The sequence below is a fragment of the Pseudoalteromonas sp. OANN1 genome (genome assembly GCF_024124685.1).
Taxonomy (GTDB): Bacteria; Pseudomonadota; Gammaproteobacteria; order Enterobacterales; family Alteromonadaceae; genus Pseudoalteromonas; species Pseudoalteromonas piscicida.
In genome coordinates this window covers 105,474-131,238 of record NZ_JAMXSE010000011.1, presented here as the reverse complement: position 1 = coordinate 131,238, position 25,765 = coordinate 105,474, and the positions used below count along the sequence as shown (strand labels likewise).

The 25,765-nt window shown below is 43.2% G+C and carries 21 protein-coding genes; 9 read left to right on the top strand and 12 right to left on the bottom strand.

Annotated elements, in window-relative coordinates; all coding sequences use genetic code 11:
• Positions 1–123 precede the first annotated feature (123 nt).
• The 3 genes from NH462_RS11470 to NH462_RS11460 form a co-directional block, all read right to left on the bottom strand.
• Positions 124–432 (bottom strand): hypothetical protein, encoded by a 309-nt coding sequence (locus NH462_RS11470; protein WP_010370578.1) that lies wholly within the window; start codon positions 430–432, stop codon positions 124–126.
• Positions 433–622: 190 nt separating this feature from the next.
• Positions 623–1,054, bottom strand: coding sequence for a hypothetical protein (locus NH462_RS11465; RefSeq protein ID WP_253105755.1), 432 nt, complete (start codon positions 1,052–1,054; stop codon positions 623–625).
• Between the two features lie 105 nt (positions 1,055–1,159).
• Entirely contained in the window at positions 1,160–2,065 is a 906-nt protein-coding gene (locus NH462_RS11460; RefSeq protein ID WP_253105754.1) for a LysR family transcriptional regulator, read from the bottom strand.
• A 158-nt stretch (positions 2,066–2,223) separates the two neighbouring features.
• Here NH462_RS11460 and NH462_RS11455 point away from each other — a divergent pair, with 158 nt between their 5' ends.
• From NH462_RS11455 to NH462_RS11445, 3 genes are read left to right on the top strand one after another with little or no spacing between them, the layout of a single operon-like run.
• On the top strand, positions 2,224–2,916 hold the full coding sequence (locus NH462_RS11455) for a type 1 glutamine amidotransferase domain-containing protein (RefSeq protein ID WP_253105753.1): 693 nt from the start codon (positions 2,224–2,226) through the stop codon (positions 2,914–2,916).
• A gap of 24 nt (positions 2,917–2,940) precedes the next feature.
• The gene (locus NH462_RS11450; RefSeq protein WP_010370601.1) at positions 2,941–4,002 is read left to right on the top strand and encodes an NADP-dependent oxidoreductase; all 1,062 of its coding nucleotides are present in this window, start codon (positions 2,941–2,943) and stop codon (positions 4,000–4,002) included.
• Between the two features lie 24 nt (positions 4,003–4,026).
• A complete protein-coding gene (locus tag NH462_RS11445; RefSeq protein ID WP_010370604.1) occupies positions 4,027–4,635 on the top strand; it encodes a glutathione S-transferase family protein in 609 nt (202 codons plus the stop codon).
• Between the two features lie 107 nt (positions 4,636–4,742).
• On the opposite strand, the gene NH462_RS11440 is transcribed toward NH462_RS11445, so the two are convergent.
• The 7 genes from NH462_RS11440 to NH462_RS11410 all read right to left on the bottom strand — a co-directional run bounded on the left by NH462_RS11440 (position 4,743) and on the right by NH462_RS11410 (position 16,427).
• A complete protein-coding gene (locus NH462_RS11440; protein ID WP_253105752.1) occupies positions 4,743–6,338 on the bottom strand; it encodes a hypothetical protein in 1,596 nt (531 codons plus the stop codon).
• A 552-nt stretch (positions 6,339–6,890) separates the two neighbouring features.
• Complete coding sequence (locus NH462_RS11435; RefSeq protein ID WP_253105766.1) at positions 6,891–8,930, bottom strand: prolyl oligopeptidase family serine peptidase; 2,040 nt, start codon at positions 8,928–8,930, stop codon at positions 6,891–6,893.
• Between the two features lie 142 nt (positions 8,931–9,072).
• The gene (locus NH462_RS11430; protein WP_069021456.1) at positions 9,073–10,698 is read right to left on the bottom strand and encodes a Na/Pi symporter; all 1,626 of its coding nucleotides are present in this window, start codon (positions 10,696–10,698) and stop codon (positions 9,073–9,075) included.
• 127 nt (positions 10,699–10,825) lie between these two features.
• A complete protein-coding gene (locus tag NH462_RS11425) occupies positions 10,826–11,842 on the bottom strand; it encodes a helix-turn-helix transcriptional regulator (protein ID WP_010370614.1) in 1,017 nt (338 codons plus the stop codon).
• A gap of 110 nt (positions 11,843–11,952) precedes the next feature.
• Positions 11,953–13,194: a lipase gene (locus NH462_RS11420; RefSeq protein ID WP_253105751.1), complete on the bottom strand. Its 1,242-nt coding sequence runs from the start codon at positions 13,192–13,194 to the stop codon at positions 11,953–11,955.
• 9 nt (positions 13,195–13,203) lie between these two features.
• Entirely contained in the window at positions 13,204–14,154 is a 951-nt protein-coding gene (locus NH462_RS11415) for an alpha/beta hydrolase (RefSeq protein ID WP_253105750.1), read from the bottom strand.
• 2 nt (positions 14,155–14,156) lie between these two features.
• Positions 14,157–16,427 (bottom strand): TonB-dependent receptor, encoded by a 2,271-nt coding sequence (locus NH462_RS11410; protein WP_253105749.1) that lies wholly within the window; start codon positions 16,425–16,427, stop codon positions 14,157–14,159.
• Positions 16,428–16,616: 189 nt separating this feature from the next.
• Between NH462_RS11410 and NH462_RS11405 the strand changes: the two genes are divergently transcribed.
• From NH462_RS11405 to NH462_RS11395, 3 genes are all read left to right on the top strand, one after another.
• The gene (locus NH462_RS11405; RefSeq protein ID WP_253105748.1) at positions 16,617–18,323 is read left to right on the top strand and encodes a hypothetical protein; all 1,707 of its coding nucleotides are present in this window, start codon (positions 16,617–16,619) and stop codon (positions 18,321–18,323) included.
• 745 nt (positions 18,324–19,068) lie between these two features.
• Positions 19,069–19,317, top strand: coding sequence for a hypothetical protein (locus NH462_RS11400; protein WP_010370628.1), 249 nt, complete (start codon positions 19,069–19,071; stop codon positions 19,315–19,317).
• Positions 19,318–19,445: 128 nt separating this feature from the next.
• Positions 19,446–20,012 (top strand): hypothetical protein, encoded by a 567-nt coding sequence (locus tag NH462_RS11395; RefSeq protein ID WP_017217868.1) that lies wholly within the window; start codon positions 19,446–19,448, stop codon positions 20,010–20,012.
• Positions 20,013–20,147: 135 nt separating this feature from the next.
• Here NH462_RS11395 and NH462_RS11390 read toward each other — a convergent pair whose 3' ends face one another.
• A complete protein-coding gene (locus tag NH462_RS11390) occupies positions 20,148–20,696 on the bottom strand; it encodes a carbohydrate binding domain-containing protein (protein WP_010370633.1) in 549 nt (182 codons plus the stop codon).
• A 242-nt stretch (positions 20,697–20,938) separates the two neighbouring features.
• Here NH462_RS11390 and NH462_RS11385 point away from each other — a divergent pair, with 242 nt between their 5' ends.
• Positions 20,939–23,614, top strand: coding sequence for a DUF2339 domain-containing protein (locus NH462_RS11385; protein WP_253105747.1), 2,676 nt, complete (start codon positions 20,939–20,941; stop codon positions 23,612–23,614).
• A gap of 10 nt (positions 23,615–23,624) precedes the next feature.
• On the opposite strand, the gene NH462_RS11380 is transcribed toward NH462_RS11385, so the two are convergent.
• Positions 23,625–24,377 (bottom strand): SDR family oxidoreductase, encoded by a 753-nt coding sequence (locus tag NH462_RS11380; RefSeq protein ID WP_253105746.1) that lies wholly within the window; start codon positions 24,375–24,377, stop codon positions 23,625–23,627.
• A 111-nt stretch (positions 24,378–24,488) separates the two neighbouring features.
• Between NH462_RS11380 and NH462_RS11375 the strand changes: the two genes are divergently transcribed.
• Both NH462_RS11375 and NH462_RS11370 read left to right on the top strand, forming a co-directional pair.
• Entirely contained in the window at positions 24,489–25,394 is a 906-nt protein-coding gene (locus NH462_RS11375) for a LysR family transcriptional regulator (protein WP_253105745.1), read from the top strand.
• A 74-nt stretch (positions 25,395–25,468) separates the two neighbouring features.
• Positions 25,469–25,717: a hypothetical protein gene (locus NH462_RS11370; protein ID WP_010370646.1), complete on the top strand. Its 249-nt coding sequence runs from the start codon at positions 25,469–25,471 to the stop codon at positions 25,715–25,717.
• The last annotated feature ends 48 nt before the right edge of the window (positions 25,718–25,765 follow it).

Genomic DNA, 25,765 nt, shown 5'->3' with positions numbered 1-25,765 from the left:
CGATACCCAGACTATTTGGTATTACAAGGGTAACATATACACTTTTTTTAATAATAACCAAATAGTATGGTTGAAATTAGAAGAGTGACAGTTTTTCACAAACCCGAATAAATCTACATTGCTTCAGTCTTCAGGACCAAGCAAAGTAAAGGTTAAATGTTTACGCATATCTTTTAAAATCACTCCTTTTTTCAGCATGGCGGCGCTTAAGCGCTTTTGCCATTTAAGGAGTTCTGGCTTTGCGGCTTCCAGTGCCTGTTCGTTCTCAAATTGGAAAAAGAGTATTAATGAGCCGGGGAACAAGTGATATTCCACATCAAACCAACATTGCACCATGCCGGGAATTTCTGCACGAGCTTGTTCTTCGAGTTTATCTGCAATGGTCAGTACCAAAGCTTGTTGTTTTTCTTGTACTTTTGAGAGCTTTTTCATAATGCTATGGATGTAAGAGGCCAAAAGCCTAATTATACCCAAGCTTATGGGCTATCAACAACTTTGTTGTTGATAGCCCACTCAGAGTGAATTGCTTTTTCAATTCACTCTGAGCCGCTTTTATGGGTTAAGGTGCTGACAGCGCAAGTTTTGGTAGCGGTAGTTGGATTGCTTCTGTGTTGCAGATCTTTTAAATTGGGTTTTGTAGAGATGAAATTAAATACATCGCTCCGTTTGGTTCTATATGGCCATCGCAGTTGCCGCTTTCTATTTGAGCAGTGCTCAATGCGGCTTGACCATCGGTTGGTAAATAAAGTGCCTTTGATACACGTCTGCAGCTCTTTTGTTGTATGGTTTGCTGTTCGACGATAAGAATATGTCCACCGCCTATCACGTAAGCGTTGGGAATGTTGGTTTGGGCTAGATAGGCGACTTTGCAGGCTTTATCGTTATTGAAACCGTTTGCTATTATCTCCTTCGAAGCAGGGGTTGAAATGGTAATGACACATTTTTCACCAATGGATACAGCGTATTGCCCCAGTTGCCACTTTGCTGCTACTTCGCCTTGTGCAGCCGCTAAATTACTTATGCCGATCGTTGCTATAAGTGCTAAATATTTCATGAAAGCCTCCTTGCATATCCCTATTAATCATTTTGTGGTCACTTTACATTAGTATCTCACTCAGCAGCTGAAAGTTACTAGGTTAAATACACAATTGGTTGAGGCTTACGCTTCAACCAATTGGCGCTGAAAATACCCTTTTAGAAAATCGATCAGTAGTCGCACTTTTTTAGAGTTGGCATTGCCTTCTGGGAAAACGCCATAAACATGTATGTCTGGCAGTGTGTAATCTTCTAATACGGGAACCAAGGTACCGGCCTGTATTTTTGGTAACGCATCGTAAGTTGGAATTCGTCCAAGACCATGACCTCCCTCAACAAAAGCAGTGCGTGCGGCGGCATTGTTGGTGCTTATATCGCCTTTCATCGTGATGCTATAAGCCCGAGCCCCTTTACTCAATGTGAGCGCCCCCGATGTCAGCTTGTAAATCACCCATTGATGCTGGTAGAGATCGGTGGGGTGTTTGGGGACGCCATACTTTTGCAAATAGTCTGGCGATGCGCACAAGCAGGTTTTTAGCACCGAAAGTTTACTGGCCTGCAAACCTGAATCGGGAAGTGGGGCGCCTCGAATGGCCAGATCAATCCCTTCTTTGATGATATTGACGACTTCATCTGTAAGCATGATATCGAGCTGAATTTTTGGATACATAGCTCTAAACTCATTGAGTGCAGGCACTATGGTTTGCAAGCCAACATTCACAGGGCAGGTAAGCTTTATTAGACCGATTGGTTCTTTCTTTAAATTCTCAATTTGCTGGTTTGCAGCAAAGGCTTGCTCTGCAATCACACGGCAGCGCTGATAATATTCGCGGCCTGCCTCTGTAAGTGAAATGGTGCGGGTCGAGCGATTGAGCAATTTTATGCCTAACTGTGACTCCAGTTTTTTGACATGATAACTCACCACTGCACGAGACAAGTTTAAATGCTTAGCGGCGCCGCTTAAGGTGCCTTGCTCAATAACTTGGGCAAAAACGACCATGCTTTTAAGTTGCTCAAACGAAATATCCACGCATTACTCCACTGGCTGAGATAAATTGATTGTATCAATTGTTTGAACAAAGAGTTAGCTTTTGTCTGCATTGTTTAACTTGTCTTAAGTTCATACTTTTATATCTATCCGCAGGTTAAATAGCCTGAAGTTTTAAGAAAGAATGAGAGGTAACTTTGATGACAGCAAAGAAAATTTTAATGGTGCTAACGTCACATGCAGAACTAGGCAATACAGGTGAGAAGACAGGGTTTTGGATTGAAGAGTTTGCCGCACCTTACTATGCCTTTGTGGATGCAGGGGTAGAAGTAACGCTTGCTTCACCAAAAGGTGGTCAGCCGCCAATTGACCCAAAAAGTGAACAGCCTGATTTCCAAACCGACAGTACGAAACGCTATTTTGATGATCAAAAAACGCAGGAACTGGTGGCAAATACAGTGCCACTTGCAGAGGTGAACGCGACAGATTTTGACGCTGTGTTTTATCCTGGCGGTCACGGACCATTATGGGATTTAGCAACAGATACCAATTCAATCCAATTGATCAGTGCCTTTTTAGCTGCAGATAAACCGGTTGGTACGGTATGCCATGCAACAGCTGTGCTGATGGATGTAAAAACCACGTCGGGTGAGTATCTGGTGAAAGGCAAAGTGGTGTCTGGCTTTACGAATAGTGAAGAGGCGGCAGTTGGGCTGACTGATGTTGTGCCATTTTTATTAGAAGATGAGCTGGTTAAACGAGGTGCTGATTTCCAGAAAGTCGATGATTGGAATGTGTTTGCTGTTAGAGATGGCTTAATTTTTACAGGGCAGAATCCAGCAAGCTCTGAACTTGTCGCTGAGAAAATGCTGACGTACCTAAACCAGCTGTAACCTGCTTATTAAAAGGAATAAATCATGAGTAACGCAATAAACCAAGCTCAAAACGCACAAACGAATCGTCGCATTACCTTGGCGTCACGCCCACATGGTGCACCAACGCAAGAAAATTTCAATTATGAAGAAGCACAGATCCCAACGCCAAAAGAGGGCGAGGTGCTCCTTCGTACCGTCTTTTTGTCGTTAGATCCATACATGCGTGGCCGTATGAGCGATGCAAAATCTTATGCTGAGCCGGTTGCTATTGGTGAAGCGATGGTGGGTGGCACAGTATGCCGAGTTGAAGCGTCAAATAACCCTAAATTTGTCAAAGGTGACTGGGTACTCGCGATGAGTGGCTGGCAGGACTATAGCGTTTCGGATGGCACGGGCTTACTTAAGTTAGATAACAATTTACCCAACCCATCATATAGCTTGGGTGTGTTAGGGATGCCAGGCCTTACTGCCTACATGGGACTGATGGATATCGGCCAGCCAAAAGCTGGAGAAACGGTAGTCGTTGCCGCAGCAACCGGTGCTGTAGGTAGCCTTGTTGGGCAAATAGCAAAACTGCAAGGCTGTAGAGTAATAGGCATAGCTGGTGGCGCCGAAAAATGCAGTTACGCTACCGAGACACTTGGCTTTGATGCCTGTCTTGATCACCGCAAGGATGATCTCGCTGAGCAGTTAGCGCAGGCATGTCCATCAGGAATTGACGTCTATTTTGAAAATGTGGGTGGCAAGGTGTTCGATGCGGTTATGCCATTGCTTAACTCAAGTGCCCGGGTTCCACTTTGTGGGTTGATCTCTCAATATAATGCCACCGAGTTGCCATCGGGACCCGATCGTATGTCGATGCTGATGGCGACGCTGCTGATTAAGCGAGTGAAAATGCAAGGCTTTATTGTATTCGACGACTATGGGCATAGATACAACGAGTTCAGCGAAGCGATGCTGCCGTGGTTAAACGCGGGCAAGATTAAGTACAAAGAGCACTTGGTCGAGGGGATGGATAATACTGTCGAGGCATTTATTGGCTTATTGGAAGGTAAAAACTTCGGCAAACTTGTCGTGCGCTTAGGTCCAGACGAGCTGGTATAACTAAATTTTAGGAAGGATAAATAGATGTTAACTGTTCACCACTTAAACGAATCACGCTCGACAAGAGTACTTTGGCTTTTACATGAACTCGACATGCCTTATGACCTTGTTGAGCACGAGCGAAACTCTGAAACGCGCCTTGCGCCTGAAAGTCTTAAAAAGGTGCATCCGCTCGGAAAAGCCCCCGTGTTGGTCGATGACAGCCTAGTCTTATGTGAGTCTGGAGCCATCATGGAATATCTGCTAGATAAGACAGAAGACAGTAGTTTGCGACCAGATGCGGGGACACCTGAATACTATCAATATCAAGAATGGTTGCACTTTGCTGAGGGGTCATTGGCACTGCCGGTGATCGCATCTTTGATGATGAAGATGGAGCAGCGTACAGGCGATAAACCAATGGATGGTTACATTGCTAAAGAAGTCAATGTCGACTTTTCTTATATAGATGCCACACTCGCCAAGCAAAGCTATTTTGCAGGCAACGACTTTACCGCCGCCGATATTATGATGACGGTGATGCTAGAAATCGCAGACAACGTCGGCTTGCTCACAGCGCATGGCAATATCAAGGCCTATCTTGAAAAAGTGCAAGCTCGCGCCGCATATCAAGCCGCACGAAGCCACGGTTAGCCGGTTTTGAGGCGAAGTCTATAAGATCTTGATTTCGCCCTATTACTCTCGTTTACGCCTGAATACAAGACCATGTTAGATAGAGTTTCTAGCTATCAAGTTTTGCTTTATTTGCAGTTGTTTGCAATATCTTCAGCATCAATTTGCCATTCTGCGCATTGCCAAAACTTTAGCTTTCCAAAATGACCGTGTTTGAAAGGGAGCTTATCATTGTCTTTATTATAAGACTTTAATATAACAGGATCCGTAACGTTTTTGAAAGCTGCAGCTATAGCTATAAGAGAGGAATGGATATTCACTTCAGATCCGAATGTACGCAATAAATGATGTTCGGGCGCATCATGATACTTATCAATAGAGACCAATAAAGAGCCGCTTGGTGCTAAGCCTAATCCATAGGTTTCAGCAACTTCGGCTACTCTGTTGAGAGTTAGGTTGTAAAAGTGGATTGTTTTTGGGTTATTTTTTAACACATCGGGAATGATTGATAGAGTGTCACTAATATTTGCAGCCGCGGCCATGTAAACAATAGAATCAAGGGACTTACTTTGCTCAAATTTAGACTGATAGCGAGTAAGTAGGTTATTGAAAACTATCGTCCCCATGCTATGTCCAACTAGAGTTAGTTTGATCGGTAAATCTGGATATTTGTTTTCAAGTTTAAAGAGTTCTTCAAAGAGAAAGCCAACACTTTGGCCAATACCTTTATTTGTATCTGTTCGAACGGTCTCGTTAACTTCACCAGTAGGGTAGGCTATAGCTCTTGCTCGACGCTTCATCATATCCCAGCTGTCCCCAGCTAAAGTACCATTCCACAAAATTCCTGTGGAGTATCTGATGGGAGTGACTGCGATGACTCCTGCAGATTTTGCCCCGTTAACAAAGCCTTGATTACGATAAGTACTTTGATTGACTTTTATATTGTCTAGCTTGTTGACGTAATAATCATTTGATTCGTAAGTGTCAGAATTATTTTTAAAAAAATGGTTTTGATATTGATAGTTGGCTTCACGCCAGACATTTGATAAGTATTTATTGCTTGAGCCTGATGCGAACCTGTCCTTATCATTTGTAAATTGATAATAGATATTTGCCGGAGCTCTAGCTATTGCGGTTACCAAGTCTTCAAATAAGACAAATGGAGAGCTTAGAATACCTGCCAAAGCTGAAGTGTCTCTGCCTTCACGTATTTCAAAAAAGTGCTCAAATACAGTTCCCGGTATATTAGATGGCCATGATATATAAATAGGATAATGCCAGTCAGACTCCTCAGACAAAATAGGCTGAAGTTGCTCTTCCATCCGCTCATCAGTATCTTTGTATGTGTTAAGCCCTCCATGCGCATAAACCAATATCTTGACTTCATTTACTTTTGAAACTATTTCTGTAGAAAGGGAATCTAACGATGTTAGTTCATTACATGTAAAACCCGATTTAATGCAGCTAAGCTTTATAGCTTCAATAAGCATATTTTCAATTTGTTGATTTACTTCAGTTACAGGTTTTGCACGCTGTGATTGCCGAGAAAGCAGCGGTTTTGCAGCAAAATCACTATCAATAATGTACCCATGACGATTTACCCTTAGAATATGTTTTTGAGTGTCCATTTTATAATCGTTGTAATCGGGGTAGGCTTTCTTGTCGGGTGAATGTGCGCATGCAGTAAGCATCAGAGTAAAAACTAAAGTTACTAATGATTTCATGTTTCTTTCCTTTTTATAAATAATCATTTACATAACTAGCACATTAATTTCTGTTTTGCGTAATTTTAATAATTTAATTTTTATGCTAATAATCTCTACTTTAATCCTATGTGTTGTTAGAGGGCGAGAAAGTAGGGTGAAGTTGATTGCTTTTTGGTATCTCTTTAATAACGTATGATTTATTTCTTTTTTATTTAGTTTTTATTTCTGGTTCTATTAAATTAAAGAAGCTCTCAAACTCCTAATTCTACCTTTTTTATTAACAGGTTTATGAGTTTTTATTATACTTAACTTAGTTTGTATAAAAATAATTTATGGTTCTTGCAGTGTGGATATGCTTTTTAATTGCTAAATTTATTTTCATCCAGTTTGCACTGAATGGTGAGCCCACTTACAAACAGAACCATGTATTTTATATCGAAATTTCACTGGATACTGGCGAGCAATTTTCACTTGAATCTCATGAGCTTAGTTTTGCCAAGTAGGTGAAATGAGAAAAGCGCTCAATATGAAGTTGAGCGCTTTTAACGTACTAGATAGTAAATTTTAAAGCTATTTGAGTCTGTCCATGAGGTAAACAAACTCAAGGCTATTTACCATCGCGCGCTGTTCATTGTTTGCAGCGCCTGCATGGCCACCTTCGGTATTCTCAAAATACAGAACTTCAAATCCCATATCTTTCATCTTAGCAACCATTTTACGTGCATGGCCTGGGTGAACGCGGTCATCTCGGGTTGAGGTTGTGAAAAATACTTTTGGATATTGTTTGTCTTTACTTAGGTTATGGTAAGGCGAGTACGTTTTAATGTATTCCCACTCCTCAGGAACATCTGGATTACCATATTCGCCCATCCAACTTGCGCCAGCGAGTAGCTTATTAAAACGCTTCATATCGAGTAATGGCACTTGGCAAATAACGGCGTTGTAAAGTTCAGGCCTGCGAGTGAAAGCGGCGCCCACTAGCAATCCACCGTTACTACCACCTTTAATACCTAAATGTTGAGGCTTGGTTACTTTGTCTGCAATCAGCTGCTCTGCTACGGCTTCAAAGTCTTCATACGCCTTGTGGCGATTTTCTTTTAGTGCTGCTTGGTGCCAGCTTGGTCCATACTCACCGCCGCCACGAATATTCGCAAGCACATAAACACCGCCTTGTTCTAACCAGTTTTTACCAGTTGATGCCGAGTAGTACGGTTGCATAGAAACTTCAAAGCCACCATAGGCATATAATAAAGTAGGGTTGCTACCATCTAACTTGATATCTTTCTTATGAACAATAAAGTAAGGCACTTTTGTACCGTCTTTTGATGTCGCAAATTTTTGCTGGGTAACGAACTTATCTGCGTCGAAATGTGATTTATTACCTTTGAGCTTTGTTGTTCCAAGTGATTTACCTTCGACTAAGTAAAGACTGGTCGGTGATAAAAAGTCCGTGTAGGTGACAAAAAAGTCGTCTCTATTGGGATCAGTATCAAAAACGGATAATGAACCGGTATCAGGAAAGTTCACTGGGTCTATTTTCCACTGCCCATTCGCTTTAGGCATATAGCGGAAAACCTTATTTTTTACATCATCTAACACGGTAACTAGTATAGAAGATTTGGTAAAACTCAAATCTTCTATTGAACGATTTGCTGTTGGTTTGATTAAACTCGTAAACTGGATATTTTTAGAATCTATATCGTTAATGTTGGCATATATTACTTCTGCTTGTGAAAAATGCTTCCAAGCAGATTTTAGCTGGATAAAGAGCATGCCATTGTTTAATCCGAGGAGGCTTGCGTCGCTAGGCACTGGAATTTTTATCTGCTTATCACCTTCGAGTTTATAGACATCGCGAGTATAAAAACTTGTAGAATCGTATAGAAAGTGATTTGTATTGCCTTGGTCGTATATCGTAAAACCTCCGGCACTGATAGAACTTTTATTTGCCTGATAGACCGTTTTAGCGTCGTCCAGCAGCGTACCGCGTTGCCACACTTTAACCGTTCCAGCATAACCTGAGTCAGTTAATGAGCCTTCTCCAAAATCTGTTGCAACAAATATTGAATTCTCGTCGAACCAAGATACTGAGGTTTTTGCTTCAGGTAAATAAAATCCATCTTTTACAAAAGATTTGCTTGGAATGTCGAACTCTCTCACGACTTTTGCATCAGCACCACCGCGCGATAAATACACCAAACAGCGTTCATACTTTGGATAGTGACAGTTCATCCCGCCATAAACCCAGTTTTCGTCTTCAGCTTTTGCTAGCGCATCTAAGTCGAGAACGGTTTCCCACTTAGGATCCGCTTTTTTATACTCTTCAAGGGTTGTTCTGCGGTATATGCCTCTTACATGATCCGCATCTCTCCAGAAATTATAGTAATAACCTGCACGTTCAGTTGCGTAAGGAATACGAGACCGATCATTGATAATATCTAATGTATTTTGAAAGATATGATTATATTGGCTGTGGCTTTTGAGTTGTTTTAGTGAGCTATCGTTTTGTGCCGTTACCCACTCTAGCGCTTGTTTGCCTTCAATCTCTTCAAGCCATAGGTATGGATCCTTTTCTAATGCCATAGATTTACCAGCAAAGGTGGTTAGCATACATAGTGTCGCAATATTAGTAATTTTTTTTCTCAAAACTTAGTCCCTATTTTGTAGTTGTTTATTACGTTTTATCATCAAGTCGTCAAAATAGGAATGTGCGCTGATTAAAAAAGCGCAATTTGCTTACATTGATTCACACTTAATCTGCTTGTGATGGAGAGAGCTGCGCTTCAATGGCGTGGATCAGCAACATTGCTTTATGCCACTGCTGTGAAAGTTGCCACATTTCCGCTAGTGTATTGATATTACTTACCATCTTATCTATCGCCAGTGACGCGTGAGTACCTGCTAGAATTAAGTCGTCTTTCACATCGTCATGTAAACGTTGCAATGTCTCTTGCGCCAACGACAGCTCTGCAGGTGTGACGCTTTGCCCATGTAAACTGGTTTTCATGAAGTGGCTAAGCTGGGCTTGGTATTCATTCAACTGTGCATGCAAGTCATGATGCTCTGCGAGTTGCTTATATGGAGCGTGTTCCGTTAATTGTTCTACACAGTGACTACAAGTAAACAAATACTGCTCAATACGCATGAGTTTAGCGAGTAGTGAGGTGGTCTGTGATGATAATGCTGATTGCTCTACCGACACAATAAAAAGGCTAATTTGCTGACACAGAGATTGGATTGCATGGAGTGCCTGTTCAACTGCGAGTTTATCGGTTGGGAGTAGGCATTTATCAAACTGGGCTAACACCTTATCTGCAACGAGTTTGGACTCAAGCAATAACGCATTGATTGCAAGCTCTGGCGTTTGGGCGATGGTATTATCTAAAAAGCGTGGCCTCGAAGCCGTCTCCTCGGCACTACAAAATCGTTTCATTAAAAAGCCAGCGAGCCTGTCATTGAGTGGAAAGATGAGTAGCACGCCCAAAATATTAAACAAAGTATGAAAAAGTGCCAATGACAACGCAGGATCAGCAGTGACGCCGAAAAGCGCGGTAAAATGGTTGATGAGATAAAACAGCACTGGCAACACCGCGAAAGCGACCATCGCAGTGAACACATTAAATATGACCTGAGCCGCTGCGACGCGTTTGGCATTAGAAGTTGCGCCAATGGATGCCAAGATAGATGTTGACGTGGTGCCGACGTTTGCGCCGATGACCATCGCGCCTGCGGCATATAATCCAATCATACCACTAGCAGCGGCGGTAATGGTCAAGGCGATGGAAGCACTGGAAGACTGAGTGAGAGTTGTCATCACCATACCCACCAGCAAAAAGGTCAACATGCCGTTTATTCCCTCTGCGGTAAATTGGCTTAAATCAAAAGCAGCGACAATATGCTCAAATGCGCCTTTGAGAATATCAATACCGATAAAAAATAGCCCAAAACCAACTAAGGCCATGCCTGCCGACGCTAGTCGCGAGCGAGGAAGTAGCAACTTCATCAAGGCACCAATGCCTATCAAGGGGAGTGCGATAGCTTGGATATTAAATTTAAATCCAACCGCGGCCACTAACCAGCCAGTGATGGTGGTGCCAACATTGGCGCCATAGACAATACCAAGCGCCTGATGCATGGTAATAAGACCTGCGTTCACAAAGCCCAAAGAGGCCACGGTAACCGCGCTGGAAGACTGCACTAAGGCTGTCATGCAAAAGCCAGATGCAATACCGCGCTGAGGGGTTTTGGTCCACACACCAAGCACTCGGCGCAGCGACGACCCGGCTGCTAGTTTCAGGCCGTCTGTCATCATGCTTATCGCAACTAAAAATATCCCCAAACCGCCGAGTAGCGTTCCTGCAAGTTGAAGTGTTTCCATATCCTTTCCACGTACTATATTCTTACTCTATTTGCTCGTAGCACAATATCATTTTTGTTGTGCTTTGCTTTGTTTAACGTCAACTTTTACATGAGTTGTATTAGCAGCTCTAAACAAAATTTAATAGTTAGGGTTTTGAACTCAAACCCTGCAGAAATTGCATAGGCGTTACGCCGTTCCACGACTTAAACGCACGGATAAAGCTACGCTCATCTGAAAACTGCAGCGTGTGCGCCACCTCATACAAACTACTGCCTTGAGTCAGTCGCAGTTTGGCCTGCTTGTTCTGTACGTTATTTTTGAGTTGCCTAAAATTGGTTTGATACTCAGCGAGCCTTCGTCTTAATGTTGCCGGACTGATATTGAGCTTGTCAGCCATTTGTTCTTGGCACAGTGTTCCCGCGTTAAGCTCACTATAGACTTTATCGAGCAAGTTGGCATGGTCGTTAATCGACTGCTGATGATGGAGCGTATTTGCCAGTGAATGGTAAATGGTACTGAGCGTTAGGTACTCTAACTTCGCCAAGTCTAATGATTGATTCGTTTCTTGGTATTGATAGGTGAGTAAGTAGCGATTGCTTAAGGGTTTAATGGGAATGTGGGTGATAACCGAATTTAGCAGCGAGTTTGAGTCACTTTTGGTCTGCACTAGTGTGAGTTGAACTTGGGTGGTTTCGGCGCACACATATTTTACGAGGCCATGGATCAATATCAGCATGCTATCTAACATACAGCGAGAAAATTGCGCGTCAGCGGCCGTGGCGTAGTCAAAGGCTGCATCATCAATTATGTAACTCACTTGAGAGTGTGATACTTCGCAGAAATTGTAAGTTCCCGCGTGGATAAAGTTATAGCCACGGGCAAGCTCTTGTAAGAGCTGAGTAATGGTGCGGCAATGGCGCAGGCTATTGAATACAAATTCGTTGGTGCCAGGCAGAAGCTTTTTGCGGTTGAGATTTAGACTTTCGTCATTGAGTTCGACAGCACAGTGTTCCATCACGCGCATAAACTCAATGGCATCTAGGGCGTCAATGGCTTTATTGATAGCCAAAGACCGAGCGACCGCAGCAAATTCCAGTTTTGCTGCGGTGAGTGTGTGCTGCATCAATTGCACGTAGCAAGGTGCAATGGCGGTGTTTGACATAAATACGTAAGCTCATCCTGTCACTCTCAACAATTCAGTTAATCAACATCAACTCTAGATAGCAATAGTTTTGCGTTGCAACTTTAGTGCAGTATTTTGTCACCACTCATCTAGGGTGTACTTAACCAATTTTTGATTTGGTTGATTGCACTGGGCTCCCAGCCAAGCTCTAGATGGTTGGTGGCCACAACTGCAGAGCCCGCCAAGTTACTTATTCCTGTGCTGTCGATGCAGCTACTGATAAATACAACGCCATCGGAAGGGCCGGTATGTTCATTGTGAATAAATGCCATGTCGGCCTGATCGCCGCAAAGATTATAAACTTGAACGCTGCTGTCGGTGCCAGCGCTACGAACTTGGTCTACCAGTGAGTCGACCGTAAACGCTGCGATACCTCGGCCTTTGCTCACAAACCCTAAGCCACCGTAGTAAGTGGTGTACCAATCTTGTTCTGTGGTGGGGAGTGCATATTTATCATCTAGTGCTTTTAGCATCTGCGCGGAGCCTGGAAAGTAAGGCGAGTCGTAAACCCACTCAGAACTTGAATACCATAAGCCAAAACATAATATCTGATCATGCGCAGTAGGCCCATTTATGCTGCCGCCACATTGCGAATAAGCACCATAGGTATGATTAACGCCGTGACGAAATGACCAATCAATGCCGTTGTTGGGGGCGCCGAGCATCACTAGTTTGCGTACATCACTGTTGAATTTAGTGCTCCAAGCATTGGTCAAAGAAGAAATATACATGCGGGCATTAAACGCGCTTTTTGACCAAGTGACTAAATCCACTTGCGTTGCCCCCGTCTTATTTTTAACCTGAGCGATGGCATTGGCGATCTGCTCCGCCCAGATAAAGCCATCGCCATTTTTATGCGCCAGATTTAAGGCAAAGACTTTGTAATCATCATTGGCAAGCGTTTGCATTAAGCCTTGCGAAGGGCAGTTTTGTCGGCCACAGCCGTAACTACCGGCCTCGTTCGGATTTGCCCAAGCCAAATCGGCATCTTGATTGGCACCGTGGATCAGCAATACCGGTGTTTGGCGGCTGTTACTATCCCAACCCGGCGCATGATAAAGTAGAAACTGCGCAGAGCTTGGTTGGTTAGATGCAAAGAAAGTAGCGCGCTGACCAGATTGATCGCCACGGCCGTCGGCGGGAAAGCTTTCATTGCCAATATGCCCTGAGTTATCTCGCCATCTTTCAATCTTTTGCCAGCCATTATTAATACCAGAGGTATAGGTGGCTTCAAGTGTCGCTGAAGCGTGCGCTAAACCACTTGCTGCGAGTGAGATAAAAACGAGCAATCCATAAGTGTGAGTGCGCAACGCTGTGTTTGTGTTTTTCATATTTTTATCCTAGGTCAAGTCATGTTTTAACTGATTGGCGATATTACTGCGCGCGAGCTTGCAGACGTCGAGCACGGCAAAGGAGAAAAACGCATGTATGGTATTTTCAAAGCAGGTTAAGGTATTAAGCACGCCCGCTTGCTTTAGTTTTTTGGCGAGCAGCATTCCCTCATCGTAAAGTGGGTCGCAGCCGGCAAGCAGCACACTGGTGGCAGGAAGGTGCGTCATGTCTTCAATAAATAATGGCGAGACATTGACGTCCGCCGCGCTTTGCTCGGGTGCGAGATACCAGTTGCAGGTGTCTTTTATTGCCTCTCTGGTTAGCAACAAGTTTCCATCGCCATACTGCATGCGTGACGGATAGGTTTCATGGGGAGAAAAGGAGTCAACCACCGGGTAAACTAGGTATAAGTTACTTAGGGTGTTTGGTTGTTGTTGATGTAAGTTATGCGCTGCAACAAGCGCTAAGTTACCACCTGCACTGTCGCCCATCAGGGAAATCTTAGTGGGGTCTAGCTCCAAGCGCTGGTGGTTTTCTTGCAGCCAATCAACTACAGCTATTACTTGTTGCAGGGCGCATGGAAACTTATGCTCGGGCGCAAGGCTGTATTCGACACTGAAAAAAACGACACCGGATTGCTGGCATAAGTCTTTTACCAGTCCGTCATAGCAGTCGACATCTCCTAAGGACCAGCCGCCGCCGTGGATAAACACCACCGCGGGACTGGGGCTTGCCAAAGACTGCGCTGGGCGGTAACAGCGAACGCCCACGTGAATACCATTGTGTTCAATGTGTAGGTCTTGGCTACTTACTTTTGCTTCAATCTCTCCCGCGAGCCCCAAAAACATCGCTCTTGCGCCTTCTCGTGAGGTCTCAATGGAGATTTCGATGTCATGAATGTCGCCAGCTTGAGCCGCGAGGTCGTCTAACAATGCTTGTGTTTGTTTGTCTAATTTCATAATTAAAACTTATATTTAAGGTTGATACCGTACGTTCTAGGTGCGCCGTAATAACCAAGTTGAACCCCAGGTGCTGCGCTAAGATCGAAGCCGTGTTGGCGATAGCGTTTATCGCCTAAGTTTTTGCCGTATAAACTTGCTTCCCAACTGTCGTCCGCGGAGCGGTAGTGTAGTGACATATCAAAGAGGGTGTAGCCAGATTGTGCGAGTACCTCTGAACTGCTCACGGTGAGATAGGTTTTACTGCGATAGGCGGCACTAGCACGTAGTGAAAATTCGCCTTGTGTAAAGGCGCTAAAGAAGTATTCAAAGCCTGCACGGCCATTCCATTTGGGTGAATTAACCAGCTCCCTTTCATCGCTGACTTCTTTACCAAAGTCGCCGATGAGCTCATCATAACCGCCCCCTAAATAGCCCAGATTGAGGTTCAGAGTGAGGTTATCGGAAGCCACGGCTTCGAGCTCCATTTCTGCGCCGTAAATAGTGGCTTTACCTGCATTTTCAAACAGTGATAAAAACGCACCGGTGTCGGGGTCGATAGAAAAGCGGCTGAGCTGAAAGTTTTTGTAGTCATTGAAAAAAGCCGCGGTATTTAAGCGAATATTCTGATTATTCAATAAAGACTTAGAGCCAATTTCATAGCTCCACAAGGTTTCAGGCTCAAAAGGTTGTGCAAATGAGGTGATCCGGCCGTTAAAACCGCCACTTTTAAACCCTTTTCCAGCGCTTAGGTAAACCATGCTGTCGTCAGAGATGGTGTAATCGAACACCACTTTTGGGGTAAATTCTTTCCACTCCTTGGATGCGCTGTAGCCTGTAGGGCTATAGCCAATCCCCGTGCCGAATACCGCCTCCATTTCCTCAGCTGTTGTTACACCGGTGCCAAAAAACTCCTCGCCGTTGGACGTGACTTCTTTTTTCTCTATGGTGTAGCGTGCGCCAAGCGTGACGTCGAGCTTTTCAGTCAAAGACCAAGAGAGGTTAGCGTAGAGGGCTGAGCTGGTATTTTCTTGATCGCGTTCTCCTGCGTTAATCACAGGCCAAGGTAGGTAAACCTCTGGCGCCACCATAACGAAAAAGTCCGGTGCTACGGAGCCGCCAAAACTCAGATCGTCCTCATTAAAGTAATAGAGCCCAGATACCAAGGAGAACTTGTCGTCTTTGTATAACCATTGAAATTCTTGGCTTATCTGCTGTTGATCTTCGAAGTTAAAAATACCAAATGATGCATCGGGAGTGGCATCTAAGTCTAAGTGCGTGCGGTATTCCATTTCGCGTCGAGCAGTGATGGATTTAAATACCGAGTGGCCCGTGAGATATTCAAGTGTTAAGCTCGCTCCCGAGGTATCGAGCTCTTCTAAATCGTTGTAGTTAACGTCAACGACAAAAGGGTCTTCCTCAGGCGCATAATAGCCTTCTTTTATCACCGAATAGATAGGCGTTTCTCGATGTGGAGTGCGTGAGCTTGAGGGAGATGCGTTCGAGCCATCGACGACTAAATAGGCCGAAAAATTCTCACTTGGTTGATAAAGTAAGCTGCCGCGCCATGCTAAGGTATCTTTGTCGTGGTCGTCACTATTGTTATAGCGATTCTCACTAAAACCATCTCGGCTACTTTTGGCAATCGCAAAACGTCCAGAGAGCGTGTCTTCAACCAATGCACCGTTGACGCTAGCTTTTACCGTTCGAGCATTATAATTTCCAAGCGCCACGCTGACATACCCTTCGTTGTCTTGCGAAGGTTTGGCACTACTGAAACGCACCGCGCCACCTATGGTATTGCGACCGTAAAGGGTGCCTTGTGGACCACGTAATACCTCGATTTGCTCAGGGTCGACAACATCTAAAAAGGCACCTTGGACGCGCCCAAGATATACGTCATCGAGATACACACCAACGCCGGGATCGTTAAATGAGATAGAGTCAATTTGGCCAATTCCGCGAATATAAATGACCGCGTTGGAAGCATCACCTGAGTGCAGGTTGAGGTTCGGAACGTGAGACGCCAAGTCACCGAGATCTTGTACGTTCATCTTCTCAAGCTCTGAGGCGGAGAGGGCGGTCACCGCAAGCGCGACATCTTGTAGATTTTCGGTTTGCCGCGTTGCGGTAACGCTGATCCGCTCAATTTTTTTGCTTTGCTCAGAGCTAAGCGTGGATTCCGCTTCGGCATAACTATGGCCTGATAATACTGTCGCTATCAGAAGTGACAAGGTATGCCGTGGTATTCCTTTGGTTGAACTGACTCTGTGCGATTGAGTTGCTGCAATCATGCTGAGTAACCTTTCGTCGTTATTATTATGTTCTTCAGTATAGGAATGAAGAAAATTCAATAGCTAGGACAAAAACAGTCAACTTGATGAGCAAATTAGCTCAGGGTAGAGCAAAGCCGTACTCGACTAGTATTTAGTCAATAAATAGGTTAATTTTATTGCACCTAGAAAAGATACAATCCGAGTTGCATGAAAAATACAATAACATTAACAATTACTTTGCTATTCTCGTTGCTACTAATGCTATCAACGCCGACTTTGGCATCTGAGAGTGAAAATAAGCTACAGATCCATGTCCATTATCAGCAAGCCTCGGATTCATGGTTGATACAGTACAAATTGCCTAAAGCAGTTGAGCGGGTAAGCTTTGCAAGACAAAGTAACTTCGACCGCACGCAGCACTACCAAATAACTCAACCGGACTTAAAGTGGCAGCAAGAAGATGGAGTACTATCAATCACCGCAGCGAATGGTAAAAAGTTTACGTCTTTCTCGCTTACATTTGATTCGTTTTATGGTTTTATCCTAAAAGACTACAGCCAAAATGTGCAATACAGTGATGGCAGCGTTTTGTTTTATACCAATCATCTTAGCCTTAGTGAAAAGTTAACTGCGCAATCTGAGCCTATATTTGATGGGACCCGGTTTTATTTTTATAGCCCTAAGACCGATATTGTTTTCTCGGGCAAGCGATACAAGCATAAGGCAAGCTGGGATTTAGCCGGAGATGGAACTTATATTTACTTTGGCACGATCACTCCCATTGAGAATGACAACATGATAGCGGTAGTAGATCCAGCGCTACCTAAGTGGGTGTGGCAAAACACACAAACGTATTTCCCCAAACTATTTGACTATTACGGCAAAAAACTTGATCAACCACTTAACTTCAAGCCTGTCGTATTTTTTAATTATGCACACTTAGCTGACGATTTTGCCAATTATGAAGGGGGAACGTTAGCTGGACTGGTGCAGTTAAGTGTGAATGGTAAACGTTGGCAAAGCAAAGACAGTGAGCGTTTTAATCAGCTCTTCCACTTTCTTGCCCATGAATCCGCTCATTTTTGGAATGGTCAAATGTATGCGGTTGAAGACCATGGACATGCTTGGCTTCACGAAGGGGGAGCCGATGCTTTTGCTAACTTTGCGATGCTTGAGTTTGGTTTTATTGACGCTAAACAGTGGTTACAAAAATTTGAAGAGTCAGCCAATCAATGTTTATTGAACAAAGCGCAAACGGCGCTTAACGAATCAGCGAAGTTGCAACGATACAAAAACTATTATTCTTGTGGCGCGGTAATGGCGCTTGCTAGTCATTATCAGGTTCAAGCTACAAACCCCTCGTTGTCACTTTTTGATATCTGGCGACATCTATTCGCACAAAGTAAGGCCTACTCATACAATCAAAGCGATTACTTTAATGTACTAAATGGCTTAATCGGTAATGATAGGCTTGCTAAGGTGCTGGGACGTTTTAGCGATCAAAGAGTGGAAGATAACCTCAGCGAAATAGAGACTTGGTTTGAAGGCACTGTGCTAAAGGGGGCTGTGTCAACGGACTACCCTAGTTTTTACCATCAACATTGGGGTAAAGAGATTATAATAGAACTAATGCGTACTCATTGCAGCAGGATTAGCCTCAGCTATTACGATGACTATATCAAAACCTACCCGATAGAGAACTGCAAAGTATTTGACCATGACATGGAGATACAGTTTGTAGATGGAGTGGATCTGCTTAAAAATGGGGGATCGGCTTATCAAGCTTTCAAAGCAAAATGTCAGCGCGGTGGCGTTGTTAATTTTGCAGATAGAGCAAAGCAACCTGTTGCCCAAATCCGCTGTTTGGATCAAGTCGGTGCACTTACGCCTTACATAAAATTGACGACCGAATAATCTAACCCAAGGATGTATGGAGGCGATATTTTTATTAAAAAAGTTGGACGAGCAACCATAGTGAGGTGTGATACGAATTTGAGCTTGTATCACATTTCAACATTATTTATTCAACCGCAGCTCAGGTTATTTATGATTAATATCCATACTCCCCCCTATACATAGTCGCTGTATCTACTTATTAGCAGTGATGTGTCTAACTTACAGGTTCGACAGTAATTCTTTGCTAAAAGATTTCTTTTATGTGCTGATTGGTGAGCCTGCGTATTACTCACGCTTTGGGTTTAACCACTCCCCAAGGCTTACGGCTTCAGGGATACCTGCAGAATATTTTATGATTAACAGCTGGTGTGAAAGTATCCCTAGTGGAGACGTTGGTTTCGATCTAGCGTTTGGGTGAAGCCATGCAAAATCTTGGATAAGTGTTGACCTAAATCTGGAAGGCACTATCGAAATTTACTCAAATAAAACAGTATTGTTTCGGGTACTAACAATTGGCTAGTTTCAATTGTTGATAAAAAAGGTATTAAAATTTCAAAGTGCAACATTTTTTTAAGTGATAACTTTTTGTAAGTAATGGTTTTAATTTTCATTTCTGCTGTAAATTACACTTAATAACTGGTTTGGAGGTTGGGATTGTTCAGTTTGATAATTAACCTATAATTAATTTGGCAGGTAGAAATAAAACTGATAACCTACCGTCCGTCTTAAAATAATCTCACTTAAACACAAGGATTATAGTGTTATGAATGCTCAAAGATTGGAGCGCATATTAAGTGCGTTTTTGCCTTCTTTTATTGCCAAGCAACTGGCTAAATCACCAAAGCTTTTGTTGTTTGTTGTTCTATTTATCACCTTACTCGTCATTTTTATTATTAAAGTTGCCTCTTTTGCTATTTACTCTTTGGTCGTGGGAGCTGTGTTATTCGGCTGCTGGATGGCGTGGAGTGGCACTAAACGCATCATGTCGAAGCGCAAGAAACGAGTCTCTTAAAGTTAAGTCAAGATACTCTGGGCTTAATAATTATTACTTAATTAATCTGAAATATATTTTGTCGGTTTGTCTGCCGTATTAGATATTACATAAATTGAAAATCTCAATCTATTTAAGGAAAAATAACCATGAGTCTATTAAATAAATTCAAAACTCAAGCGCAATCTATTGGTAGTAGTATTGGCGAATCTACCAGTAAACTAAGCGGTGATATTGTGTCTTCAACAAAAGACAATGCAAAGCTTGCTGGTTTGAAATCAGATATCGCATCAATCGATGGTCAACTTAATATTGCATACCAAGATATTGGCCGCAAATACATTGAAAACCTAATCAAAAACGATGGTGCAAACCTTGAAGCTGTATTGCAAGACACTATCGAGCGTATCGACCCATTAATTAAGCGTAAAGATGATTTAGAAGCAGAAGTTATTGCTATTGAGAAGCAACTAAAAGATCAGATTGTTATTCAGGAAAAAGCGGTTTTCCAAAAAGAATTTGATGGTGAAAAGGAGAAGCTAGAAAAAGCGCTAAAGCTTGATGTTATCTCACAAGACGAATTTGATACTAAGCTGGCTAAAGCGCGTTTGAAACTAGACAATTTCGATGAAATTCGTAAAACCAAAAAGCAGCACGAAATGGGTCTAATCAATAAAGAAGAATTAAAAGAAAAGCTAACGGCATTAGGTGCGTAATTTAGCTATCAAAAGCTTAATTGCCTCGGATTCGCCAGCGCTAATAATTTAACCGTTATATGCGCTGGCCAAATTATCCCCTAGCGAAAAGCTGCAATATCTCACATCTCGTGTACATCATTTCTAACCAATGGATTACTCAATTCGAAGACTTTTTATTGCAAGGCTTGCTTCACCACCTTCCACATCCGTTAAATCTGGTACGAAGTAAAGTGCTGAAACATGCTTGAGTATGACCCCTTTGTCTTTTGACCAAGCAGGTGTCCAATTAGGCCTGGCAAAATCACTCAAAGATACGTTGACTGTATGCCAAGTGTTTGATGCAGGTAATTTAGTTTGGTAGTGAGCATAGCTTTTATCACCTGAACCGCCATACTCCTGTTGCGATAACTTAACGATTAAAGCGTTATCACTTTTATACGTCAGTGCGATGTTGAATTGAGAGGGGAGCTGTTTTGTGGGCAAGTCGTAAATAAGTTCTACCCAAGAGTTGTTTTGTTTGTCGACTCGAGGTACGCGTTTAAACTGAATTGCAACTTGCTCTTCGTTAACAAGCGGGCCGTTCAGAATTGCTTGGCTGCCATGCGGATCGGTCGCAAAACGCCATTGTTTTGGGTTTAAGTTTGGCTGAGTATAGCTACAGCCAGAAACCGCAACAACGAGTAAAAGTGATAAAAAACGCATAGAAAAAACCTTAGAACAACGTCCCTAAAATATAATTTTTTAGTGTATTTACAAGGAGGTAATATGGCAACGGGGCTCATGTGCATTTTTGGCCAATGTTAGAAAATTTCAAGTCATCATACTTCTATGCGGCTTGCTAAAGTTATGGCTCCCATGATGAGAGATTGATTTATTGGTGTGGTTGATCTCATACTGTTTCTAATACAGGTTAGCTAGGGCCTAGCAAACAAATAAGGAATCGTATGGAAACGGAGTTTATCTCTTTTATTTTTTATCTTTTTGTATTTATTGGCGCTGTTTTCGCTCTACAAGATAGACAAAGGCTCAAGCAACTTGTCAAAAAAGTACATCAGTTACAAAATACGATAGAGCAGCAAAGTCGCCGGATCTCGACACTTGAAGGTCGTGAATGCTCAGATCAAACACATTCAGAGAATATGCTTTCTGAGTGTGGACAAAAGAATGGCGAAACAGCTGATAGCACATCATTAACAGCACAGACTGTATTGGGCGAGTCCACGGCAACAGCCAATCATACACAACCTCAGCAGCCTGAAAGTACGGTCACTATCGCAAGAGCTAAGCCTAGTAAGAGTAAACCTGCCTTTGAATTTGACTTTACTTTAGATTCTTTATTAAAAGGAAATGGACTTTTTTGGATAGGTGCCGTAGTACTAGCTCTTGGCGGCGTTTTTCTAGCTAAGTACTCTATTGAAGCCGGACTTCTTCCCCCAAGTGTGCGAGTGATACTGGGGGCCCTTTTTGGAATCAGTTTGGTTACTGCCGCTGAAGTCGTAAATCGCTACAAAGAAAAGCTAAAAATTAATACTCCATACATTTCTGCAGCGCTTGCCAGTGGTGGCGTGATCACATGCTTTGCCATGACATTGGTTGCTTTTGATTTCTATCATTTTATACCGGCTAATATGGCCTTTGTTTTACTCGCCATTATTTCATTGGCTGCGACCTCTTTGGCACTGAGATTTGGCCCAGTGCTCGCAGGTATTGGCATCGTTGGTGCGTATGTCGTGCCTGCCTTGGTATCGACGGATTCTAATAATATCGGTGCGTTACTGCTGTATATCAGCTTTGTTTCACTCTCTGCGATATGGGTTGCGGATTATGTGAAGCGCAAATGGTTGTGGTGGCAAAGTTTTGTTGGTCATTTCTTATGGTTTTGCACCGCGGTTGCGGTTGGTGGAAGCGGCGACTTTTGGGTGCTGCTGATTTTTGCGCTTATCTCTATGTACTTATATGTGTTGGTAGACGTACTGGGTTGGCGACTGACGAATTCAATGATAAGTCCTTTGCCTATCAAAGATCTATTAATGCCAAGAAAAGAGCAATTGGGGATTATACTCCCACTGTTATTTATCGCATGTGCGCTAATAATAAAAACCCAAATCGATACGCTTATTTGGGCTAATGTCTTATTTGCTAGCGTTGTTTTGTGTGCGGCTTATAGACATAGTGCATTGGATAGTTGGCCATTTTATTTGCTATTTTTTGTACTTCTCTCATTCTACTTGATGCCCAAAGTGGGCACTTACGACGACGTACTTTTTCCTTTCATCGGTAAGTATTTGTTTATCCAAGTAGCAGTGGTCATCACGATGTTATTTAGTATGATGATGATTAAGCGATATCCATCAAGACTCGCTTATTTGATGCTGTTGAACGTGGCTCCACTTGCGCTTTACGGTGTAAGCTACGCTATTTCTCCTAAAGTCACAGAAGCAATTTTGTATCCTGTATGGGCGATTGAAATGTTGGTCATCGGGCTTTTCGCTTCGTATTGTGCGATGAAAACGGATACTAATATTCAGCAGGTCACTTACCTTATTTTGGCGAATGCCATGCTGAGTTTGTGTTTTACGATGTTACTCTCGGCAAGCTCGTTGACTTTAGCGATTGCGGCACAGGTAGCGTCTATGAGTTATTTGAGCTGGAAGTACAAAGTGAGTATACCTGATTGGTTGTATAAGGCTGCACTTATTGCCGTTGTTACCCGTCTTACTTTTGCGCCTTGGCTTGCAGATTACAAGCACGAAACGATTTTAACTATACATTGGACACTTGTGGTCTATCCGCTGGTGCTGGGCATCATTTGGTTTGCTACCAAATACAACCCTTCAAAGGCCCTGAACACTTGGTTTATGGGCGTCGCAATGCATATTGTGGCGCTTCTGGTTACGACCGAAACAAGTTATCTCTTGATTGGTGACTACCCTGATTTTACTAATCTCGGTTTCCAAGAATCCGTGTTGCTTGCTTTGAATTGGCTGGTGCTTGGCGCTGTATATCTGTGGCGAGGGCAGCTCAGCGACAAGGGCAACAGACTTTATCCGCTTGCCGCGAGCTTGCTATTACTTGGAAGCGCGTTGCTCCACGCCGATATTTCGTTTGCCAATAATCCGTTTTTGGATAGGCAATATATTGGAGGCGGTGTGATTAATTGGCTACTTTTGCAGTGGTTGATACCAGCATGCGTATTTGCTGTCATGCTCCAGTTTAAGTTAATACCACCGCAATTTAAGCGTTTGGTATACGGACTGATAGCCTTGCTAGGGGTCTTGTTTATCAACGGTGAAATTCGGGCCTTATTTCATGAGGGTTTCCTTGTGCTGTCGATGCCGATGGAACAACCCGAGTTATATACCTATTCAATTGTTTGGCTATTGATTTCAACCGTATTGATTTTTGTTGCCAAGCGGATAGAGCATAAAGTGCTGATTAACGCCGGTTTTGCAGGGCTAGCCATTGTTATTTTAAAAGCCTTTGTGGTCGATATGGCAAATCTTGAAGGCTTGCTGCGCGCCTTGTCTTTTATCGGTTTAGGCTTATGCCTAGTGGGAATTGGTTGGCTGTTTCAAAAAATGCAGGATCAGCCCAGAGAGGTAAAACCAACGGCGGACTGACCCCACATTTTTACAAGCAGTAACCACCGTCAACAGTGATGTGCGCACCGCGCATTGCTGTTGACCCTTCGCCAGTTAAAAAGTCTAAGCTTGCTAGCATTTCTGTTGCTTGTAACATGCGCCCTAATGGAATCGACGACAACCCTGCATTTAGCTCGGCTATTTGTTGCTCGCTCATTCCTGCTTTATTTTGGATTTCAGTATGAGTCACCCCTGGACGCAGGTGGTTAATACGTACTCCACGGTCACTCCATTCTAAATTGAGCGTCGCTGCAAGCGCCTCAAATGCGGCTTTGCTAGCGGCATAACTTGCCGCTCCTGCAAAAGCACGCTGTACCGCAATACTTGATACATAAACAACACTACATGGATTATTCATTACAGGTAACAAGCGTTGTAATAGCATTGCAGGGCCTGTGAAGTTAATAAGCATGGTCGTATTTAAATCGCTTAGCTCATTGTCAGCAAAAGGTTTTGGATAGAATACACCTGCATTTAAAATCACCGCGTCAAGCTTAATACCTTGTGCTTTTAGCTCCTCTGGTAAGCTTTCAAAGTGGGCTGGAACGCTGCTGTCACAGAGCAGCCCTAGCACTTGTGAGGGATGGCTTGCGCATGCTAGCAGTTGGTTTTCGACCGTTGCAATTTTGTCTTTGTTTCTTCCCGTAAAAATGACTTTCCAGCCTTGGGTGAGGTAATGCTTGGCAGCTGCAAATCCAATTCCAGCGGTTGCGCCAGTGATCAAGATGGTTGGTAATGACATGGTAAATCCTTATGCGTTATACGATGGTATAAATGACATTGTAGTGATTGCAATTCGTGCTGATAAGATGATAAAAAACGAATTGATAAGTTCTCTTAGAGAAACAATGAAATGGAATTACACAAGCAATTAGAAAATTTGTATTTATTTAGGCTAGTGGCCTCTATAGGTAGTTTTCAGGGCGCTGCCGATAAAGTGCAGTTACCACGCTCGTCAGTCAGTAAGCGCATATCGCAGCTAGAGCAGCAGCTCAATGTGCGTTTATTAGAGCGCAGTACGCGTAAATTGGCACTGACCCAAAGCGGCAGCCAATTACTCAAAAGTACCGAAAAGTTACAGGAAGTATTAAGCCAGACTGAGCAGTTAAGTGAGCAGCAACGTTTAACACCAAGCGGTAAGGTAAAGATCAGCTGCTCGACCTTGATGGCTGAGCGTTATTTGCTGGCTAAACTACATGATATTTCTAAACAGTTTCCTGATATACGCTTCGAGCTGAACTTGACGGACGATATTGTTGATTTAATCGATAATCAGATAGATATTGCTATCCGAATAGGGCATTTACCTGATTCTTCATTACTTGCTAAGAAAATCGGTGAAAAATCTTTTGCTTGGTTTGCCAGTCCGGAGTATTTGGCTGTAGCCGGCACGCCTGACTCTCCCGATGCTTTATTGAGTCATCGTTGCTTGGTATTTAAAAATAAAGGCACCACCATGGACAAATGGCCATTTGTCCATCAAAACGGTCAGGTGTTCAACATCAAGCCCCATGCCGTAGCGTATTGTGATGATGCCCGTGCAATGGTGCAACTGGCGGTGTTTGGACAGGGGATTGTGATGGGAGACCCTTACTACGTTCAACAGGAATTAAACCAAGGTCAGTTGGTGCCTATTTTAACCGAATACGCACATCCTGACAGCCAACCAATTCATTTAGTGTGTTTAGGTAAACAAGGCCGCAGTAAAGCCGTACAGTGTGTATGGGAAGCATTAAGCCATAGTTTGAATAGGATGTAATTGTGGCGTCAGGTTCAATCACTTCAATATAACTGTTATTCTACGCGGCATACTGAGTAAGTGAGAGTAAAGAGATGATCAACGATAAAGATATCATTGAAACCTTGGACGAGCTGGAAGCTTTTTTGTTGCTAATTGATAACGGTGGCTTAGGGTTACAAAACGTGGCTGGTGTGGCGCTGGCAACGAACAACAGCGATGGCAGACCATTTATTGCGATTTTGGATGATAAGCACCAATTGTTGTTGGGTCGTTGGGTATCTCAAGACGTGTATGAAAACGGCAAAGACATGGTTCGTTATGGACCAAAGAAAGCACATTAATATCTTTTGAGTAGCCGCATCACTGGATTTGGGATTGGAGTGCAGGAT

Coding starts and splice junctions, on each gene's coding strand:
- NH462_RS11470 (WP_010370578.1), bottom strand. CDS start 432: ATGAAAAAGCTCTCAAAAGTACAAGAAAAACAACAAGCTTTGGTACTG.
- NH462_RS11465 (WP_253105755.1), bottom strand. CDS start 1,054: ATGAAATATTTAGCACTTATAGCAACGATCGGCATAAGTAATTTAGCG.
- NH462_RS11455 (WP_253105753.1), top strand. CDS start 2,224: ATGACAGCAAAGAAAATTTTAATGGTGCTAACGTCACATGCAGAACTA.
- NH462_RS11450 (WP_010370601.1), top strand. CDS start 2,941: ATGAGTAACGCAATAAACCAAGCTCAAAACGCACAAACGAATCGTCGC.
- NH462_RS11445 (WP_010370604.1), top strand. CDS start 4,027: ATGTTAACTGTTCACCACTTAAACGAATCACGCTCGACAAGAGTACTT.
- NH462_RS11440 (WP_253105752.1), bottom strand. CDS start 6,338: ATGAAATCATTAGTAACTTTAGTTTTTACTCTGATGCTTACTGCATGC.
- NH462_RS11435 (WP_253105766.1), bottom strand. CDS start 8,930: ATGCTAACCACCTTTGCTGGTAAATCTATGGCATTAGAAAAGGATCCA.
- NH462_RS11430 (WP_069021456.1), bottom strand. CDS start 10,698: ATGGAAACACTTCAACTTGCAGGAACGCTACTCGGCGGTTTGGGGATA.
- NH462_RS11425 (WP_010370614.1), bottom strand. CDS start 11,842: ATGTCAAACACCGCCATTGCACCTTGCTACGTGCAATTGATGCAGCAC.
- NH462_RS11420 (WP_253105751.1), bottom strand. CDS start 13,194: ATGAAAAACACAAACACAGCGTTGCGCACTCACACTTATGGATTGCTC.
- NH462_RS11415 (WP_253105750.1), bottom strand. CDS start 14,154: ATGAAATTAGACAAACAAACACAAGCATTGTTAGACGACCTCGCGGCT.
- NH462_RS11410 (WP_253105749.1), bottom strand. CDS start 16,427: ATGATTGCAGCAACTCAATCGCACAGAGTCAGTTCAACCAAAGGAATA.
- NH462_RS11405 (WP_253105748.1), top strand. CDS start 16,617: ATGAAAAATACAATAACATTAACAATTACTTTGCTATTCTCGTTGCTA.
- NH462_RS11400 (WP_010370628.1), top strand. CDS start 19,069: ATGAATGCTCAAAGATTGGAGCGCATATTAAGTGCGTTTTTGCCTTCT.
- NH462_RS11395 (WP_017217868.1), top strand. CDS start 19,446: ATGAGTCTATTAAATAAATTCAAAACTCAAGCGCAATCTATTGGTAGT.
- NH462_RS11390 (WP_010370633.1), bottom strand. CDS start 20,696: ATGCGTTTTTTATCACTTTTACTCGTTGTTGCGGTTTCTGGCTGTAGC.
- NH462_RS11385 (WP_253105747.1), top strand. CDS start 20,939: ATGGAAACGGAGTTTATCTCTTTTATTTTTTATCTTTTTGTATTTATT.
- NH462_RS11380 (WP_253105746.1), bottom strand. CDS start 24,377: ATGTCATTACCAACCATCTTGATCACTGGCGCAACCGCTGGAATTGGA.
- NH462_RS11375 (WP_253105745.1), top strand. CDS start 24,489: ATGGAATTACACAAGCAATTAGAAAATTTGTATTTATTTAGGCTAGTG.
- NH462_RS11370 (WP_010370646.1), top strand. CDS start 25,469: ATGATCAACGATAAAGATATCATTGAAACCTTGGACGAGCTGGAAGCT.